Source organism: Actinomadura sp. 3N508 (genome assembly GCF_044326375.1).
GTDB lineage: Bacteria > Actinomycetota > Actinomycetes > Streptosporangiales > Streptosporangiaceae > Spirillospora.
In genome coordinates this window covers 343,372-359,404 of sequence record NZ_JBIRAX010000005.1, presented here as the reverse complement: position 1 = coordinate 359,404, position 16,033 = coordinate 343,372, and the positions used below count along the sequence as shown (strand labels likewise).

Genomic DNA, 16,033 nt, shown 5'->3' with positions numbered 1-16,033 from the left:
CGGACACAGCAGTGATGTTCATTCGAGGTTTCAGGAGAAGGACCGGAAGGCCGACTCCCGAGCTCGCCGAGCTGTTCCGGTCGATCGTCGAGGACGGGCGGCGGTTCCATCCGATGGCGTCCGACTTCCTGAACCATTTCCTGGACGGGGCCGCCGAGTCCCGGACGCTGCCGCAGCGCTGGATCCGGTCGTTCCGGGTGATCCGGAAGGCGGAGCGAAAGAACCGGCGCAGGTTCGAAAGGCAGCTCGAACAGGCGGCCCGGAGGCTGCCCGACGGTGAGTCGTCATGGCTGAACGATTACTGGGACGCACGGATCAACGCGTTCATCGGCACGGAGCTGTTCTACGTCAGCCGGATGAGTTCGCTGCGCTCGCGGGGCTCCTTCGTCCTGACCAGATCGGGTGCGGAGGTGCGGTTGTCCGGGACGGTCAGGCACCACTGGTTCGATCCCTACGACTGGGATCGCGGCCGGTGGGTGTTCATTCCCCGGCACGGTTTCGTCCCGATCTCGGTCGGCCGGGAGCTGGTCGAGAACGACGAGGCCCGCAACTTCCTCATGGAGTCGCGCCACGTGCAGACGCTGGAGGGGACCTGCCGGGACGCCCGGGGGCTCCGGCGCACCCGGTCGCGGTTCGACTGGACGCTGGTGACCGGATGACCGAGGACCATCCGTTCCCACCAGGTTCGCCACCGCCCGATCCCACCGGGGCGGGCACGGCCGAAGAGTTCGTGCAGACCCTGGTCGAGCTCAGGAAGTGGGCGGGCGAGCCGTCACTGAGCAGGCTGCGGCAGCTCGGCGGTCAGACCGAGTCGCCCGAGGGCGCCACGATCGACCTGCTGCCGAAGAGCACGGTCTCGCACACGCTGCGGCAGACCGACCGGCTGCCGCGCTGGGATTTCGTGCGCGCGTTCGTCACCGCCTGCTTCCGCTACCGCGACCATCCGGCCGGGCGGATCCCCGGTGAGCTGGAACGCTGGCGGGTGGCCAGGGCGGCGTTGACCGCGCCGACCCCGACCTCGTCCACCCCGGACGGGGCGCCTGCCAAGGCCACGCCGGACGGGGTGCCCACCGAGGCCACGCCGGACGGGGTGCCCGCCGAGACCGCGCCAGAGGGGGTGCCCGAGGAGGCCGCGGCGTCGGCGGCCGGTCACCGTCCGGCGCTGGACCCGGCCATGGAACTGCTGGCGCGGCGGGTGGCCAACGAGGAGGACCGGGCGCGCAAGGGGCTGCTCGGCGGATACAGCCTCGCACCGGTCTCCTTCGGCCCGGGTTCCGCCGACGCCGGGGAGAGCGTCGACGGGATCGGGACGTTCTTCGCCACGCTGAGCCCACCGCGGCTGCTGGTCGTGGGGCCGTCCGGGGCGGGCAAGACCGTCCTCGCGATCGAGCTGGTGCTGCAGCTGGTCGAGCCGTTCCTCGCGGCCGGCCCGCCGGCCGGTGACCGGTCGATGGTCCCCGTTCGGCTGAACGCGGCCCGCTGGAGGTCGGGAGAGGCATTCGAGCCCTGGCTCGCCGAGCAGCTCGTGCAGAACCACGGGCTTGCGGGCCGGGACGCGGCGCGGCTGGTGCGCGACCGCCGTGTCCTGCCCGTCATCGACGGGCTCGACGAGCTCGATCCGGAACCGTCCACCGGCCCGCCCCGCCGGGCCATCTCGCTGCTGGCCGAACTCAACCGGTACAGCGACCTTTCCGGAAGGCGGCCCGGCGCCGCCGTGGTGACCTGCCGCTCCGACCGCTACGCCCAGCTGGCCGGGGCGCGGACGGGGCTCGACAACTCCACCCGCGTCCACCTGCACCGGCTGACCAAGGAGCAGATCGGCTCGTACCTGCGCACCCGCTGGCCGGACGGGCACGGCTGCGCCCCGTACCGCGACGAGATCCTCGCGGCCCTGTCCGGGGCCTCGGGCGAGGCCGCCCACATCGCGCTGGCGACACCGTGGCCGCTGCTGCTGGCCGCGACCGCCGTGGAGTCCGGCGCCGACCCGGACGGGCTGCTCCGCGCCGACCCGGACGCCGATCCCCGCGCGGAGGCGGAGCGGATCACCCGCAAGCTCCTGGACGCCTACGTCCCCGCGGCGGCCAGGCTCACCCCGCGCAGCGGGCACGGCGCCGGATACAGCCCCGAGCAGGTGCGCGCCTGGCTCGGGCACCTCGCCTCCCACCTGCGCTGGCAGGCCGTCCACGCCTCGGCGGACCGGTCCCCGCCCGGCCTGACGGCGACCGACCTCGTCCCGCACCTGCTGTGGCCGATCGGCGGGCGCCGCCGGATCCGGCTGCTGCACGGCCTGTGCTGCCTGGCCCTCTCGATCACCGCCATGGCGGCGTTCTGGGTGGGTTCGGGACTCGACCGCACCGGCGACCTGCTCGACCGGCCGGCTCCGGGACAGGTGCTCACGCTGGCGCTGATGGCGGGCTGGGTGGCCATCGCCACCGTCCTGTCGCTGTCGCCCTGGCCGGCCGCCGCCGGCGGGCGCGCCAACGTCCCCTGGCGGCGGCGCGCGGCCGGCGGCCTGATCGGTGCCGTGGCGGCCGCACCGGCCGGTGTCCTCGGCGGCCTGTGCGGGCTCGCGCTGACCGGCGGCCGCGTCTTCGGCCCCGGCTTCGCCGTCGCCGCCGGAGCGCTGGGCGGCGCGGTGCTCGGAGCGGTGGTCGGGCTGACCGCCGCCGGGCAACGCCGGGCCGGACGCCTGACCGTGGCCCAGGCGGCCCGCGCCGGCCCCCTGAGCCTGCTTGGCTTCGGGCTGTGCGGAGCCCTCACGGGGCTGCCGCCGCTGCGGCTGTCAGGCGCCGGCCCCGTCCCGCTGGTCGCGGGGCTCTCCGGCGCCTTCGCGCTGGCGGTCGCGCTCGGGCTGGTGTTCCGGATCGCCACGGGCGGCTGGAGCAAGGACGCGGAGCTGGCCCACCCCCGTGAGGCCCTCCACCGCAATCCGACGATCGGCGTGGCGTTCGGCCTCACCGGCGGCGTCGCCGCGTTCCTGGTGTTCATCATCGATCAGGACCTGCCCGTGTCGCTGGCGAGCGCGATCATCGGAGGGATCGCCTTCGGCCTGTCCTTCGGCGCCATCGCCTGGTCCCGAACCATGATCGGCCTGCTGGTCGCGGCCGCCCGCGGCCTGCTCCCCCTCCGGTTCTGGACCTTCCTCGACTGGGCCTGCGAGGCCCACCTGCTGCGCGTCAGCGGCGCCACGTACCAGTTCCGCCACCGCCAGCTGCAGGACTTCCTCGCCTCTCCCGAAGGCGCGGCCGGTGTTCCCCGTACCGGCCCTCCCTCGTGACCGGGCCCGCTTCCCCGTCGCGGGCCCGGTCACGACGCTACGGCCGGTCCGTCAGCATCCGTGCAGCCACTGGTGGGAGGAGTAGTCGTTGTCGTTCATCCCGGCGTCGTACGTCTCCCCGGGAAGGACGCAGATGTCCATGTTCGAGTAGCCGGCGTGGATGTACACCGCGACGTTGTCGGGCACGGTGCTGCTCGACCGGGCGTTGTTGAAGACCGAATCGGCCCGGTCGTTCATGTTCTTGTCGCCCCAGTTCCGCGAGTTCCCGAACCACTGGGCGAAGGCGCCCTTGAACCCGTCATTGTCCCAGGCGCAGAAGTAGCCCCGGCCGCATTGGCCCAGGTCCGCGCTGGCGGTGCCGGGGACCGCCACGAGCGTCGCGGCGACGATGGGCAGGCCGATGGCCAGGGCCTTGAGAGACTTGATCACGAGACTTCCCTTTCGGTCGTTTCCGTCGAACGGTTCTGCGGGGCTCAGCTCCCGGCCAGGGCCTGCCTGGCGCGGGGAACGGCTCTGTGCTCGAAGGACCTCAGCGCGTCGAGCTCGCGCGCGAACCTCCTCTCGATCTCCGGTCGGTACCTGCGCTCCAGGGCCCCGGTGGTCCGGGAGAACCCGGTGGAGGCGGCGCACTCGGCCTCGGTCCTGGCCGCGGCGATCTCGCGTTCCCCGGCCTGCTCACCGGCCGGCCTCGCCCCCTCAGGGGCGACGAGTGCACGCAGCTCGCGCGGGGAGGACACCGCATACCCGCGCCCGCGCACGCACCCGGCCCAGGCCGCGAGCCCGGTCCGGTACTCGGGGGCCGCGGTCACCTTGCCGGCGACGTAGCTGCCGAGGTGGTCGACGATCCGCCGCACGCGGTACCAGCCGGGGAGATCCCCGTAGAGAGCTCGCGACGCTTCGGCGGTGCAGCCGTTGTCGGGTGCCGAGAACCGGCCCAGGTCCGGCAGGTCCACGGCAAGCCCGCGTCCGGACCCCATGAGGGTTCGCTGCCAGGCACGCTGCCGTTCAGGTGTCAGCTTCGCCAGGTGCCCGGAGTTGACGTCCTGATCCCACGCACCGGGCCTGCCCAGCAGGCTTCCGTACCCATGGGCGCGGGCACGGCCGACATCGCCGAGCACGTACCGGAAGTCCGGCTCGGTAGGCGCGGGCGGCGGCTGCTCGGTGTAGGCGAAGCCATGCCGGGCCATGCAGCGTGCGATCAGCCGCTCCGAGGCCCGGTGCAGCAGTTCGTCACCGGTAGCGGTCACGCGCTGCTCGCCGCGGGACGCCGCGTTCTCGGCGGAGCCGGTTCGATCATCGGTGGCCACCCACGCGGCCCCGGCGCAGAGAACGACGGCGGCAGCGGCACCGGCGAGCTTCAGCCCGCGCGGCCTCGTACCGCCGTCCCGCTCACCGGTCGCCTCGTGTGAAGGCCCGGAATCGTGCCGTGGCATGCGCCGTACTCCTCAGTGTCGGTGTGTCACCGCCACGCCGGCGTTCGACCACGTTGACCGGCGCCGGCGAGCTGATCGCTGCACCATCGTCACGTCGACCGCATTCACAAAAGCTTCAGAAAGGCTTCACCGCTGATCAGCCCCACCACAGGCCACCCACCGAGCGGACAGCACCGACGCGGCCGGCGCGGGAACCTGCACGACACCGAGTCCGCCCACTGCCGCTGAACGTCCACATCTCCGGCCCTGTCGATGTGAGACGAGCGCTGCGCCCACGCCTAATCGGCTCCCTCACCTTGTTGGAGCCGCGCTGAAGAACTCATGGGCTCGGAGACCCGACCGGGGTGAAACTTCCCAGCGGCCCGGACGTCTCCCACCAAACCGCCGATCGGCCTTTCGCCGGGCGGGACGGCAGGTCAGGGGGAGAGACGATTCCCGACCTCGGTGCCGATGACCTTGCCGCCGTGTCTGATGATGATCTTTCGGCCGCGGATCTCGTAGGTGTAGCTGCCGTTGTGAGCGATGTAGCCGCGCGACGTCCTTTCGGCCTGAAGATCGATCGATGAGGAAGGGTCCCCCGTCACCTCCCCGTGGTAGACGTACTCGCCCGAGGACGTTCGGCAGATCATCACGTCGTGTTCGTCCGTCCGGTAGGCGACCACCAGATCCAGGGTCGTACTGTCCTGCATCTGCGGGGCGACCTGCTGCGGACAGGTGCCGGCACTGGCTTCCTCGGTGGGAATGTGCTCCCGAACGAACCGCGTGAGGTCATCGAGGCGGCTCATCGAAAAGAGCAGGACCACTGCCGCGAGAACGCCCGCCAGCAGCTTCCTTCCGGCGCGTGACCCGCCCCTTGGCGGCAGGGGCGGGCCGGCGGGGGGCGGCGGTGCTGCGGGCCTCGGAGTCCCCGGCCGGTACCCGGCGCCCGTGGGCGGTACGAAGATCTCGTCCGGCGGCTTGGGACGTTCCGCACCCGGCTCGCGGAGCCGAGGGCCGCCCCGTGGCGGCGCGGCTCCCGTGCCTCCACTGCTCGCGGACGCCCGTGGAGAGAAACACCCGATGCATTCCTCCGCATCTCCCGCGTTGAAGGTGCTGCAGGAGCCGCAGTGCCACTGTGAGGCCAACGGTGCTCACCCCTTCACGGGCTCGCGGCGTGGCCGGATCCGCGGTTCCGCGCCCAACCGGCCAGGCCGTCGCGCACCTCGACAGTGCCGGTCATCGGAGAGAAGAACGCCCACTCTTCGTTCCGCGTGGCGTACCAGACGGTAGGCCGTGCCTCCGTGGGCGCAGGTCGCGGTACACAGCGACTGAGCCGTTCCGCCATCATTTCCGCATCGTGCAGGTAGGGCTCGTCCACAAAGAGCCGCAGGACGATCAGTACAGGAGATTCCTTCGCGCTTCCGGCGTCGGGCGCTGAGGGTGCTCCGAGCGCGAAGTGCAGCACGAACTGGAGTGTTCGCGCCCCAGGGAGCGGCCGCACCGCAACTCGGACGCACCAGCCGATCGGCAGGCTCTGATGCCCTGCGCCGGGCACGGCCAGTTCGACGCGTTGACCGTCGAACGCCAACTCGGCCCCTCGGCAGTTCAGCACCGGCCTATCCGCCGTCAGCGGTTCTCCGGGAGCCGTCGCGAACTCGCCGGTCTGCCCGGCGGCATCCTGAGACTGTTTCGGCTCGTCTCCGGACGGTTCGGCGGCGTGCTTGGCCTTTCCAAGCTTTCGCTTCATCTCAGATGCTGTTCGCGATCGTGTTGATGATCTCGCTCATCTCGACCTCTTCCAGCCCCTGGCCCGCCGCCGAGGGGAACAGGATCGTCATGTTCCACTCATCCGCGATGTCCTTCCAGGGGAACTCGTCGGGGGCGAAGAGCACGAGCCGCTTGGCCGAGTTCTCCATGAGGGCCTGCTGGCTCCGCGCGTAACCCCATTCCTCCAGCAGCGCGTCCCCGTCCAGCGGTAGCCCGGCGGGGTAGGTGTGCGCGGCGCGCGCCTTCGGGTCTCCGAGGGGGTGGGCGGGTGCGTCGGTGAACATCACGATGACGTGGCGGCGGCGGTCCAGGCCGCGCTCCCACGGCGCCCGGATCGCGAGTGCGAGCGCCTCCAGCCCCGACTCGGGCGCATCGCCGCCGCCCTCCGGTGTCAGCCCGCGGACGAACGACTCGAACTGGGCCAGATCATCCGGGATCGCGAAGAAATCGCTCTCCTCCATCGCGTCATCGGCGAAGTCCGCGAAGTCGCGGAAGGCGATGACCTTCAACCGGAACTGGCTGATGGCCTTGCGCTTCTGCGCCATCTCCGCCTTGAGCCGCGCCGGGAAGGACAGCGCGCTGTTCTTGACCTCATCAAGGACGGGCCCCATGCTGGCCGTCGCGTCGATGCACATCACGATGTCGACCGCGTAACGCAGGTTGCCGCGGTATTGGCCGGTGTCGTCGGTCATGTCGATTCCAATCCGGGTCAGGAGCGGTCATCGCCGCCGAGGTTGATCCGCAGCCGGGAGATCTTGTCGGGGGACGGCGCCGGAACCGCCGCGGTGGTGGACACCGACGGGCCGGGCTTCGCCGAGGACGGTGAGCCCTTCCGCGGATCTCCTGATCCCCTGCCACGCAGGCGCGTCACCGGCCTGGCCTCCGTCGCGGACTCGGCCTTCGTCGCCGGCTCGGCCTTCGTTGCCGGGGCGCTCAGCGCACAGAGGGCCGGATCCTTCATCGTCTCCAGGAACTCGCCCACATCGGGACGCTCCGTGGGAGCGGCGAAGGTCATCGCGGTGAGGAGGTCCCGCAGGGGCTCGCTCAGCCTCGTGTCCCACCTCAACGACCGGCCCGCCGCGACGGCCTCGGCGGGCGCGGCGAAGGCGTCGCCGTGACCGGGCGGGCTCTCGGTGAGGTAGTGGTGGGTCAGCAGGGCCAGCGAGAAGACGTCGGCGGCCACCGTCAGGTCGCGCGCCCGGACGGTCGAGTCTCCGTGCAGGTAGCGGATGAACTCGGGTGCGCCGAAGAACTGGTCTCCTCCCATGATTCCGGCGGCGGGAGGGTGCCCGGAGATGTACGCGTCGTCGAAGTCGATGAGGCGGGCGCGGTAGAACGCCGAGTCGTCGGCCTTGCGCTGGATCAAGATGTTGGTCGGTTTGAGATCCCCGTGCACGATCCCGATGCCGTGCAGCGACTGCAGGCTGAGGCCGAGTGTCCGCAGGAGTGTCAGCTTCTCCCTCGGGGAGAACGACTCCGGTCGGCGGTCGGCGACGTCGACCTTCTCGGTGACCTTGTAGTAGGTCGAGCCGTCCGCGAAGAAGTCGAGGGGGACGACCAGGTTGCCGGTTCCCGGCAGGCCGTGCCGCTTCTCCAGGGCGTCGGCGACTTCCTGTTGCCGCCGCTCGAACTCCCGGCACTCCTGAAGCCGCAGCTCCCTGCTCCGTGAACCGGCCGTCGAGCCGCTGCGAGGCCGCTTCGGCTCCAGGAAGCGCTTGATGAAGTACTGCGAACCGTCCTTCATCGCGAACGCCCACACGCTCTTACCCGCGTCGTCGTTCCCCGGCCGGGTGATCACCCGGTAGCCGTTGATCGTGTCTCCGAGTTTCATGCTCCCTCTCCAAGGCCGGTGGTGGCATGAGGCGTTCGTAGACGCCCCGGTAGCTGTCCCAGGTCTGCTGCCGCCACTCCCTTTCACGGCGGTCGGCCCGCTCCTCGGCGCCGGGACCATCCGGGCGCCTCCCGTCCAGGGGACCCGGGCTCTCTCGCGGGCGGCCGCGCCAGTACAGGTGCTCCAGGTGCCGGCCGCGTCCGGCGAACGCGGCGCGCAGGGACGGGAAGCCGGCGAAGCCGAGCGCGACCACGCTGAGCGACGCGTCGTCCGCCGCGTAGCCGGAGATCTCCCGGCCGAGCCGCCTGCACCAGTCCGCCATCGACTCCGAACCTTGGAGCACCGCCAGGAGCCGGTACTCGAAGTGGGCGGGCGTCTGCACGTAGCCGAAGAAGCCGTCGGTCGCGCACAGCAGCACGCACGGCAGTTCGAAGGACAGCCGCTGCTCCTGGACGAAGAACGGCGCGTCGGCGCAGATCACGTTGGCGAGCGGCGGATCCTGCAGGAGCTGGACGAGGCCGTCCTCCTCCTCGGTGTGATCCCGGCTGAGGACCTGGAGACCGTCGCCCGGCGTCAGCACGTAGGCCCGGCTGTCCCCGGCCCAGAGGGCCCGGCAGTCGGCGGCTCCGTGCTGCAGCCGGTATTGCAGCGCGGCCATCGTCGTGGGCAGTTCCTTATGCATGCGCCCGACGATCCGGGACGGTGTCGTCGGCCGCATCGCCGCCAGCATCTGGGCCAGTCGCGTTTCCAGATCCGCGACCTCGAACCGCGCCCGGTCCTGGACGGACACGCCGAACCAGGACTCCAGCGCGGTCCTGGCCACCCGCGCTCCCAGCCATGCGCCGGTGCGCGGCTTCCCATCGGAGGTCCAGTAGGCGGGAGTCGATCCCGCACCACCGGAACCGTCGAAGACGCCGATGATCCCGTGCCCGGTCGCATGGTGATGGACGAACAGCGGCTCGGCGTCCTGCCCGCTTCCCGGGACGGCCTCGGTCCAGACTCCGCCGGCCGCCGCGTCGCCGAACTCGCAGGACCACTCCCGCGGGCCGGGCACCAGCTGCCCCGGGTCGTTCATCGCCCGGGCTCCCCTGTGCGGAAACCGCGCAGTCGGCTCACTGGGCCTTCGCCGGGGCTTGCGCCGGAGGCGGCGTCGTCGGCTTCGGTGTCGTCGGCCGACTGCTCCCACGCGGCGTCCGAGTCCCACGCCGTGTCAATGCGCGTGCCCGAGTCGCGCCGGGGCCCCGTGTCCGCGAGGTTCGGCGAGTCCCCGAGGCCGCCCGGTGGTTCATCGTCGGGCGGGCCGGTCGGCGTCTCGGCACCGGCATCGGTCAGGGGCACGTGGTGCTCGTCGTCCCGCCTCGGCCGTGGACGGGAGCCGCCCGGCTCCTCCGCGGACGCCACCTCGTGCGGCGGCTCGTGCGGCGGCTCGATGCTGCCGATGATGCTCGGCTTCATCGAGCCGCGCAGCCGCCCGGAGCGGGTGCCGCCGAAGGGCGCTGAAGAGCCCTCGATGTACTTCCCCAAAAGTTCCTTGTGCGCCTCGATCAGGAGGTACGGCTCGACGGGCTCGTCGGTGTGCTTCAGCACCGTCTCCCAAGCGTTGAGGATCTCGCTCCGCTCCTCCCCCTCGATCTCACGGATCCGTGCGAGTGCCGCAGCCGGCCCCTCTCTTTCGAGGATGTCGGCGATCAGCCCTTCGACGCCCGTGCTGCGCAGCCGATCGAGTTGGTGGTCGATCTTCACGTCCGCGAGCCGCTGCTCGCGGATCACGTCACGGAACGACCGCCCGCTCTCGGCGGCCTCCTCCTCGTCCACCAGCAGCTCGATATGGATGCCGTGCAGCCGGATCGCCGCATCGCCGGTGAAGTAGCGCATCTCCCGGTTCAGTGCTTCCTGCGCGGGGTGGAAGTCGCCGATGTCGTAACGCTTGGCGGCCTCCTGCAGAATGGTCTTCAACGGTCCGTACAGCGCTCCGCTCATGTCGCGGATGTTGCGGGCGACCACCTTCTCAGGAGCGGTGACCTGGCAGGTCAGGGTGGTTCGCGCGTTGAACGCGAAGGTGTGGTCGCGGCTGAGCAGTGCGAAGTCCAGGGTCAACCGGTGCTCGGCCACGTCGACCAGGTACAGGCGGCGGTAGTCGGCGAACCGGGCGCCCGGGATGGGGTCGCCGTGCCGGATCGTGAGCATCGGGCCGCGTCTCGGCGCGAGCACGAGGGCCTCGTCGACCTCCGGCGCGCGCGGTGCGATCACCCTGACCCGCGAGAGCGCCCGCACCTCGATGATCGGGTCGTACGTCGTGTGGTCCATGGTCACCTCTCCGTCCGGGGGGTGGCGTGTGCGGTGGTGTGCCGGCGGGACGTCCCGCCGCGCAGGAGGGTCGCCCGGATGTAGGCGGCCGTCTTGTTGGATCGCTTCCTGTCGTCCGCCCAGAGGCCGAGGTAGTAGAGCAGCCGCTCCCGGTGCTGGCCGGGCTGCGCCGCGACCCCGACCAGCAGCTCGCGCATCTGGGTGCGGACCGCCGGGTCCCGGTCCGCGTGCGTCTCCATGCAGCTCCGCAGCCTCGCCAGCGCCTGCGTCTTCACCGGGTTGCGCGCCAGGGACCGCGCCCACAGCGCGACGAGCTGCGCGTGGTGCTCGGCGGCGTGCGTGAGCAGGAGCGGCGCGGCGTCCTCGTCGGTGGCCGGGAGGCCGAGCCTCGACCGGTTTCTTCGCGGTTCGTCCGCCGTCGCGCGGACCGCCAGACGGAGTTCGGGGGCGGGTTCCGTCGAGGCGAACACGAAGGCGGACAACGTCTTGGTGACCAGCGGGGACGTATCCTGTGCCGCGCTCCACTCCAGCAGCGCCGCGAGGACCTCGCGGGCCCGGCCGAACTCGATCAGCTGCAGCAGGCTCGCCGCGACCGTGGGCAGCAGGGCCCAGTCGTCGCGGTCGAGGGCCGCGCGCAGAACCGACACCGCGCGGTCCGGATCGCGGCTGCCCATGATCTGTCCGGCGGCGGCACCGGCGGTGAGCGCCAGCCGCCGCGGCAGCGCCCCGGTGCCGCCCTCCGCGGCCCACGAATCCAGCAGGGTCCAGATCTCGCCGGCCAGCCCCGGCCTGGTGCTGAGCAGGTCGAGTGTGGTGGCGGCGGCCTGGCGCAGCAGCGGTGAGCCGTCCAGCGCCCACGGCCGGACGAGCCGGTGCAGCGCGTGCGCCGGGTCGCTGCCCGCGAGCATGCCCGCGGCCACGGCGGCGCGGGCGCGGACCTCCACGTCCGAATGCGTCACCAGCCGGCGAAGCCACAGGACGAACGCCGGCCGGTCGCTGTCAAGGTACGTCCAGGCGTACTCCAGGACGGCCTGCTGTAAGAGCGGCCTGCGGAACCGCACCTGGGGGGTACCGGGGCGCCCGTCCTCGCCGGGAGAGACGGCGACCTCGATCCAGTTCTGCTCCGCGCCGAGCCGGTCGCGGAACCTGATCCGCGACAGCGGTGGAGTCTCCTCGTCCGGGACGAGCATCGCGTAGAGATCGAGCGCCGCGTCGGACACGGTGAGGTAGCCCGAGCCTTCGAGCACCGCCGACGCCACGGCGAAGCTCACGTACTCGGGGTCCTGGTATCGGCTGAGCCGCCGGTGCACCTCGCCAGTCGGGTCGCGCAGCTCCTGGACAACCGTGGTCAGGTTCAGCCCGGTGTCGACGGCTTCGGCGATCCGCGCCGCCACGCGGGGTTCGGGGTATTCGTGCAGGAGACGCTCGGCGCCGCACGCCGTGAGCTTGGCGTGTAACTCCCGGCGCCGGACGGGATCGTGGTCGGCGCCGAGCACCCGCCGTTCGATGATCTGCATTGGGGGAACACGGCCGAGCATCGTGACGACGTGCGCGGAACGCTCCGCCGCTTCCAGCAGCGCACCGCGCGCCGGACCGGTCAGCACGATCATGTAGCCGTGCGTCTCCCGCAGCGCGGCGGCCGTCTCGGCGATCCAGCGCTCGTCGATGCGGTCGGCGGTGAGGCCCCCGTCCTGCCGGTGCGCGTCGATGGCGCCGTCGAGGTCCACCACGAACGCGCCGTGCCGGATGTCCGGCCGCCAGCCCGGCGTGTCCAGCGGGGCGGTCTCCGAAAGCAGCATCGATTCCGGCCGCGTGTTCCCGTTTCCCGGGTTGGGGAGCCGGTCCAGGAGGTTGTAGACGGCCGCCTCCCGCCCGGTGCCGGGCGGGAGCGCCAAGATCAGCAAACGCCGTTCGCGCAGCACCTGGACCGCCGGGGCGAAGTTCGGAGGCTCGACGAAGCCGGTCAGATACGAGCCGAGCCGGTCGAGATCGATCCTGGAGGATGCCCGTCGCCGCCGCGCAGCGCCGCCCGTGTTGAAGTCTCCGCCGAACTCCACGGTGTCCTGGAACAGCGCGAGCGTGCCGATGGAGGGCCCGGCGGCGTCACCCGCGTACCGTTCGGTGATCTGCTTGATGATGTCCAGATACTGTGCGTGCTGCGACGGGCGGCCGGAGTCCTCGCCTTCGCCGAGTGCGCGGAGGGCCTCTTCCTCCGAGGCGGGGTACCCCTCGCCGGAGGCGGCTTCCTCGTCCTGCCGGGCAGAGGGCTCGGCGGGCTTCTGCTGCTCTTCGGCGCCGCCGCTTTCCTGTTCCTCCGCCGGCTCCCTGCTCTTCGCTCCGTCGTCGGGTTGGCTCATGGCTCGTAACCTTTGGATTCCGTGCGTATGGGGTTGTGCGGGGTGGAGTCCGTGCGGACAGGAATGTGCGGGGCGGAACCGTTCAGCAGTTCCAGTCGCCCATCTGCACGTCGCCGTTGAACGTCACGACCTTGCCGACGCGGTTCGCGTTGACGACGGTGCCGGTTCCTTGGGACGGGGCCTTGTCGAGCCTGTCGATGAGTTTCCGCAACGATTTCAAGAAGGGGCCGTGGCTGAGCATGCGCGCGACCAGTGCGTCCCGCAGCTCCTGAACGGCGCCTGCCCGGTCGGGCGCGGTCTCGACGGCGGCCAGCGCGCGGAACCCCGGAGTGTCCGGCCCGAATTCCCGCTGCACCCTGTCCACGAGCTTGCGCTCGACGGGAGCCTGAATCACGACTCTCCCGGACAGCGCCCGCCGGGCGCTTTCCGCGACGGCCATGGCGGCGACCTCGCCGATCTCCTCGATCCCGCGGTGCGCCTCGGAACCCTGCGGCGCTTCGTCCGCTCCTTGGGAGAACCCGCCGGGTGAGGCAGGGGCGTCTTGGGTTGTTGTGCTCTCCTGCTCGCTCTCGGCTCGGTCCACGTGGACTCCTTCCGGGGTGTCGCGATCGCGTGATGCGTTGGAGGGCGGCCGCAGCGGGAGTTCCTCGGTGAGGATCTGCTGATGCAGGCGCCGCAACGCTTCGCCGGGTTCGTGCCCGACCTCTTCGATGGAGCGGGAGCGGTGCCGCCGGTACATGTTCAGGGCATCGTCCTGCCGCCCCGACAAGTACTGCGCACGCATCAGCAGTGCGGCGAGAGCGTCGTCGGGCGGATCGGAACGCGCTGTCAGCCGCTGCAATTCGGGGACGAGCGCGGCAGGGTCCCCTATACGCAGTTCCAGTTCCAAACAGGACGTCAGCGCCTGGTAATACTCGGTACGCAGGGAGGAGCGGGTCGAATCGATCCATTCGCTGTCGCGCAGGCCGCCGAACGGCTTCGCCGTCCACGGTCCGTCGGGCAGGGGCCCCCACTGCTGCATCGCATTCCGGTAAAGGCGTGCCGCTGTCAGGTCGTCGTGTCCCCTGGCGCTCTTGGCGTTCTTGACGAAGTCCCGGAAACGGCAAAGATCGACCTGCCGGCGATCGACTTCCACCCGATAACCGCTCTCGCTTCGCGGTAGCAGTGAACGGGCGCCCTTCTTGGCCGCGTCGAGGCTGCCGCGCAGCTTGGTGATGTGGTCCTGCAGCATCTGGCGGGGATTCGCGGGCGCCTCGGGCCACACCCGGTCGATGAGCACCTCGCTGGAGACCAGCATTCCCGGCTGCTCCAGCAGGATGGCCAGGACCAGGCGTCTCTTCTGGTCGCCGAGCGGTATCTGCGAGCCGTCCAGCTCCGCCCGGACGTTGCCCAGGACGGTGAACGCGATCTCGCCGGGTTCGGGCCGGTCCGCCGGGGGCTGTTCGCCGGGCGCCGCCGCGTTTCTCATCGCACCACCTGGAAAGTCACCTGGAAAATCTCCTGAAAGGCGCCGGAGAAACCATTGATAAACCACCTGGATGCCCGTCCGATGCTCTTTTCAGAGCGGCCGAGTGGTCGCCGCCGAAAAGAAGGGAAACGGAAATGGGTGGTTCCGACAGCAGGCTGGCCGCCGGCCTCTGGCGCAAGAGCACGCGGAGCGAGGGCATGGGCGACTGCGTGGAGGTGACCGTCGCCCACTGGGTCGGCGTCCGCGACAGCAAGGACCCGGACGGGGCGGTGCTCTGGTTCACCGGCACCGAGTGGAACGCGTTCCTCGCCGGGGCCAAGGACGGCGAGTTCGACCTGCGCTGATGAGGGGGGACCGGCGACGCGGACGCCCCGCGCGGACGCGCCGCCGGTCCCGTCTTGTCCGGTCGCCGACCGGCCGGAGCGAACTCGCTCGTCATGTGCATTCCGGCAGCCTCCGCAGGCTCGCCGCGATTTCGGAGAGAAGATCTTGCTTCGCATCGTCGAAAACCGCCATTTGCCGGAGCAACGACCATCGGTCCTCGTAAAGCGCGATGTCCTCCGGCTTGTGCGCGGTCACTCGCGCGTGGATCGCTTCTGTGATCACGATCGATTCCTGTTCCAGGGCGTCATCCGCCGCGTAGATGACGAAACTGTGCGAAAGGTAGGTGAGCGCGCGGGTGCTCTGCGGGATGAGCCCGATGGACACGTTCTCCAGCGTCGCGAGGGAGGTGAGGCGGTCCAGCTGGGCCAGCTGGTCCGCGACCGATCCTGGCCGCCAGCGCAGCGCCGCCTCGGTGATGAGGAACTCGAAGCGCCGCTCCGTGTCGAACAGCGCCAGCTGCCGGTCGAGCCGCCCGGCGACCGCCGCCGCGAGATCCTCCTTCGCGTACGGCACCTCCCGGTACAGACCGAAGACGAGCCGGGCGTACTGGGCCGTCTGCAGCAGGCCGGGCACTACCGAGTGCTGGAAGCAGCGCGTCCTGCGCGTGCGCGCCTCCAGTTCTCCGATCTCGTCCTGCAGGTGGGGCCGATCGCCGAGCACGGTCAGCCAGGCGTCCACCTCGGTGTAAGCCGCCTCGGTCATCGCGATCAGCCACGCCTTCGTCTCCGCCGTCGCCTTGACCGCGGTGGCCCACTGCTTCACCTGCGGCATCGTCGGCGGCGTCTTCCCCGACTCGATCCTCGATATCTGCGACTGGCTGATGCCGATCCGGCCGGCCAGCTCGCGGCCGGACTGACCGGACAACTCGCGCAGGGCTCGCAGCTTCTCGGCCAGTTGATGACGGACGCTCGGCGCCTCGTCCTGCCTTCTCGCCGCGGTCATTCTGGTCGTCCCACCGTTCCGGGAGACCTCGGCGACGGCCCGACCCGATCTGATGCGGCTTCATGCGAATCGGCCCCAGATCTCGCCGTGCTCGAAGTGCTCCTGTGCCCCAAGTCCCAAGTTGATCTCCTGATGTGCGATCGGCACCCCAAGAGGGGATGATTCTATATGACCCCAGATGATTCTGTGCCTCATGACACTGTTTCGCAGGGTGAGTGGAAAGAGACGGAATGTGGCGGTACGCGGCCGAGGCAAGCCTGCCAGAGCGACGCCCTTGCCACGGGGCGA

General features: G+C 70.7%; 14 protein-coding genes. 3 read left to right on the top strand and 11 right to left on the bottom strand.

Going from position 1 to position 16,033, the window contains the following annotated elements; all coding sequences use genetic code 11:
* The first annotated feature begins 14 nt into the window (after nucleotides 1-14).
* Both ACH34S_RS20350 and ACH34S_RS20345 read left to right on the top strand, forming a co-directional pair.
* Nucleotides 15-659, top strand: coding sequence for a hypothetical protein (locus ACH34S_RS20350; protein ID WP_395954265.1), 645 nt, complete (start codon nucleotides 15-17; stop codon nucleotides 657-659).
* Entirely contained in the window at nucleotides 656-3,277 is a 2,622-nt protein-coding gene (locus tag ACH34S_RS20345; RefSeq protein WP_395954264.1) for an NACHT domain-containing protein, read from the top strand. The genes ACH34S_RS20350 and ACH34S_RS20345 overlap by 4 nt, the downstream gene beginning before the upstream one ends.
* 51 nt (nucleotides 3,278-3,328) lie before the next feature.
* On the opposite strand, the gene ACH34S_RS20340 is transcribed toward ACH34S_RS20345, so the two are convergent.
* From ACH34S_RS20340 to ACH34S_RS20295, 10 genes are all read right to left on the bottom strand, one after another.
* Nucleotides 3,329-3,706 (bottom strand): peptidase inhibitor family I36 protein, encoded by a 378-nt coding sequence (locus tag ACH34S_RS20340; protein WP_395954263.1) that lies wholly within the window; start codon nucleotides 3,704-3,706, stop codon nucleotides 3,329-3,331.
* Nucleotides 3,707-3,750: 44 nt separating this feature from the next.
* Nucleotides 3,751-4,710: a hypothetical protein gene (locus tag ACH34S_RS20335; RefSeq protein ID WP_395954262.1), complete on the bottom strand. Its 960-nt coding sequence runs from the start codon at nucleotides 4,708-4,710 to the stop codon at nucleotides 3,751-3,753.
* A gap of 416 nt (nucleotides 4,711-5,126) precedes the next feature.
* Entirely contained in the window at nucleotides 5,127-5,495 is a 369-nt protein-coding gene (locus tag ACH34S_RS20330; protein WP_395954261.1) for a hypothetical protein, read from the bottom strand.
* A gap of 353 nt (nucleotides 5,496-5,848) precedes the next feature.
* Entirely contained in the window at nucleotides 5,849-6,436 is a 588-nt protein-coding gene (locus ACH34S_RS20325) for a hypothetical protein (protein ID WP_395954260.1), read from the bottom strand.
* Nucleotide 6,437: 1 nt separating this feature from the next.
* A complete protein-coding gene (locus ACH34S_RS20320) occupies nucleotides 6,438-7,148 on the bottom strand; it encodes a vWA domain-containing protein (RefSeq protein ID WP_395954259.1) in 711 nt (236 codons plus the stop codon).
* A 17-nt stretch (nucleotides 7,149-7,165) separates the two neighbouring features.
* Nucleotides 7,166-8,287 carry a lipopolysaccharide kinase InaA family protein gene (locus ACH34S_RS20315; RefSeq protein ID WP_395954258.1) on the bottom strand — a complete coding sequence of 374 codons (1,122 nt, stop codon included), beginning with the start codon at nucleotides 8,285-8,287 and terminating at the stop codon, nucleotides 7,166-7,168.
* Nucleotides 8,220-9,362: a hypothetical protein gene (locus ACH34S_RS20310; RefSeq protein ID WP_395954257.1), complete on the bottom strand. Its 1,143-nt coding sequence runs from the start codon at nucleotides 9,360-9,362 to the stop codon at nucleotides 8,220-8,222. Before ACH34S_RS20310 ends, ACH34S_RS20315 begins: the two co-directional genes overlap by 68 nt.
* Nucleotides 9,359-10,594 carry a hypothetical protein gene (locus ACH34S_RS20305; protein WP_395954256.1) on the bottom strand — a complete coding sequence of 412 codons (1,236 nt, stop codon included), beginning with the start codon at nucleotides 10,592-10,594 and terminating at the stop codon, nucleotides 9,359-9,361. The genes ACH34S_RS20310 and ACH34S_RS20305 overlap by 4 nt, the downstream gene beginning before the upstream one ends.
* 2 nt (nucleotides 10,595-10,596) lie before the next feature.
* The gene (locus ACH34S_RS20300) at nucleotides 10,597-12,951 is read right to left on the bottom strand and encodes a hypothetical protein (RefSeq protein WP_395954255.1); all 2,355 of its coding nucleotides are present in this window, start codon (nucleotides 12,949-12,951) and stop codon (nucleotides 10,597-10,599) included.
* An 82-nt stretch (nucleotides 12,952-13,033) separates the two neighbouring features.
* Nucleotides 13,034-14,419: a BTAD domain-containing putative transcriptional regulator gene (locus tag ACH34S_RS20295; RefSeq protein ID WP_395954254.1), complete on the bottom strand. Its 1,386-nt coding sequence runs from the start codon at nucleotides 14,417-14,419 to the stop codon at nucleotides 13,034-13,036.
* A gap of 134 nt (nucleotides 14,420-14,553) precedes the next feature.
* Here ACH34S_RS20295 and ACH34S_RS20290 point away from each other — a divergent pair, with 134 nt between their 5' ends.
* A complete protein-coding gene (locus tag ACH34S_RS20290) occupies nucleotides 14,554-14,763 on the top strand; it encodes a DUF397 domain-containing protein (RefSeq protein ID WP_395954253.1) in 210 nt (69 codons plus the stop codon).
* A 91-nt stretch (nucleotides 14,764-14,854) separates the two neighbouring features.
* Here the strand turns inward: ACH34S_RS20290 and ACH34S_RS20285 are convergent, their stop codons facing one another.
* Nucleotides 14,855-15,745, bottom strand: a complete 891-nt coding sequence (locus ACH34S_RS20285; RefSeq protein WP_395954252.1) for a helix-turn-helix domain-containing protein — start codon at nucleotides 15,743-15,745, stop codon at nucleotides 14,855-14,857.
* Nucleotides 15,746-16,033: the final 288 nt, after the last annotated feature.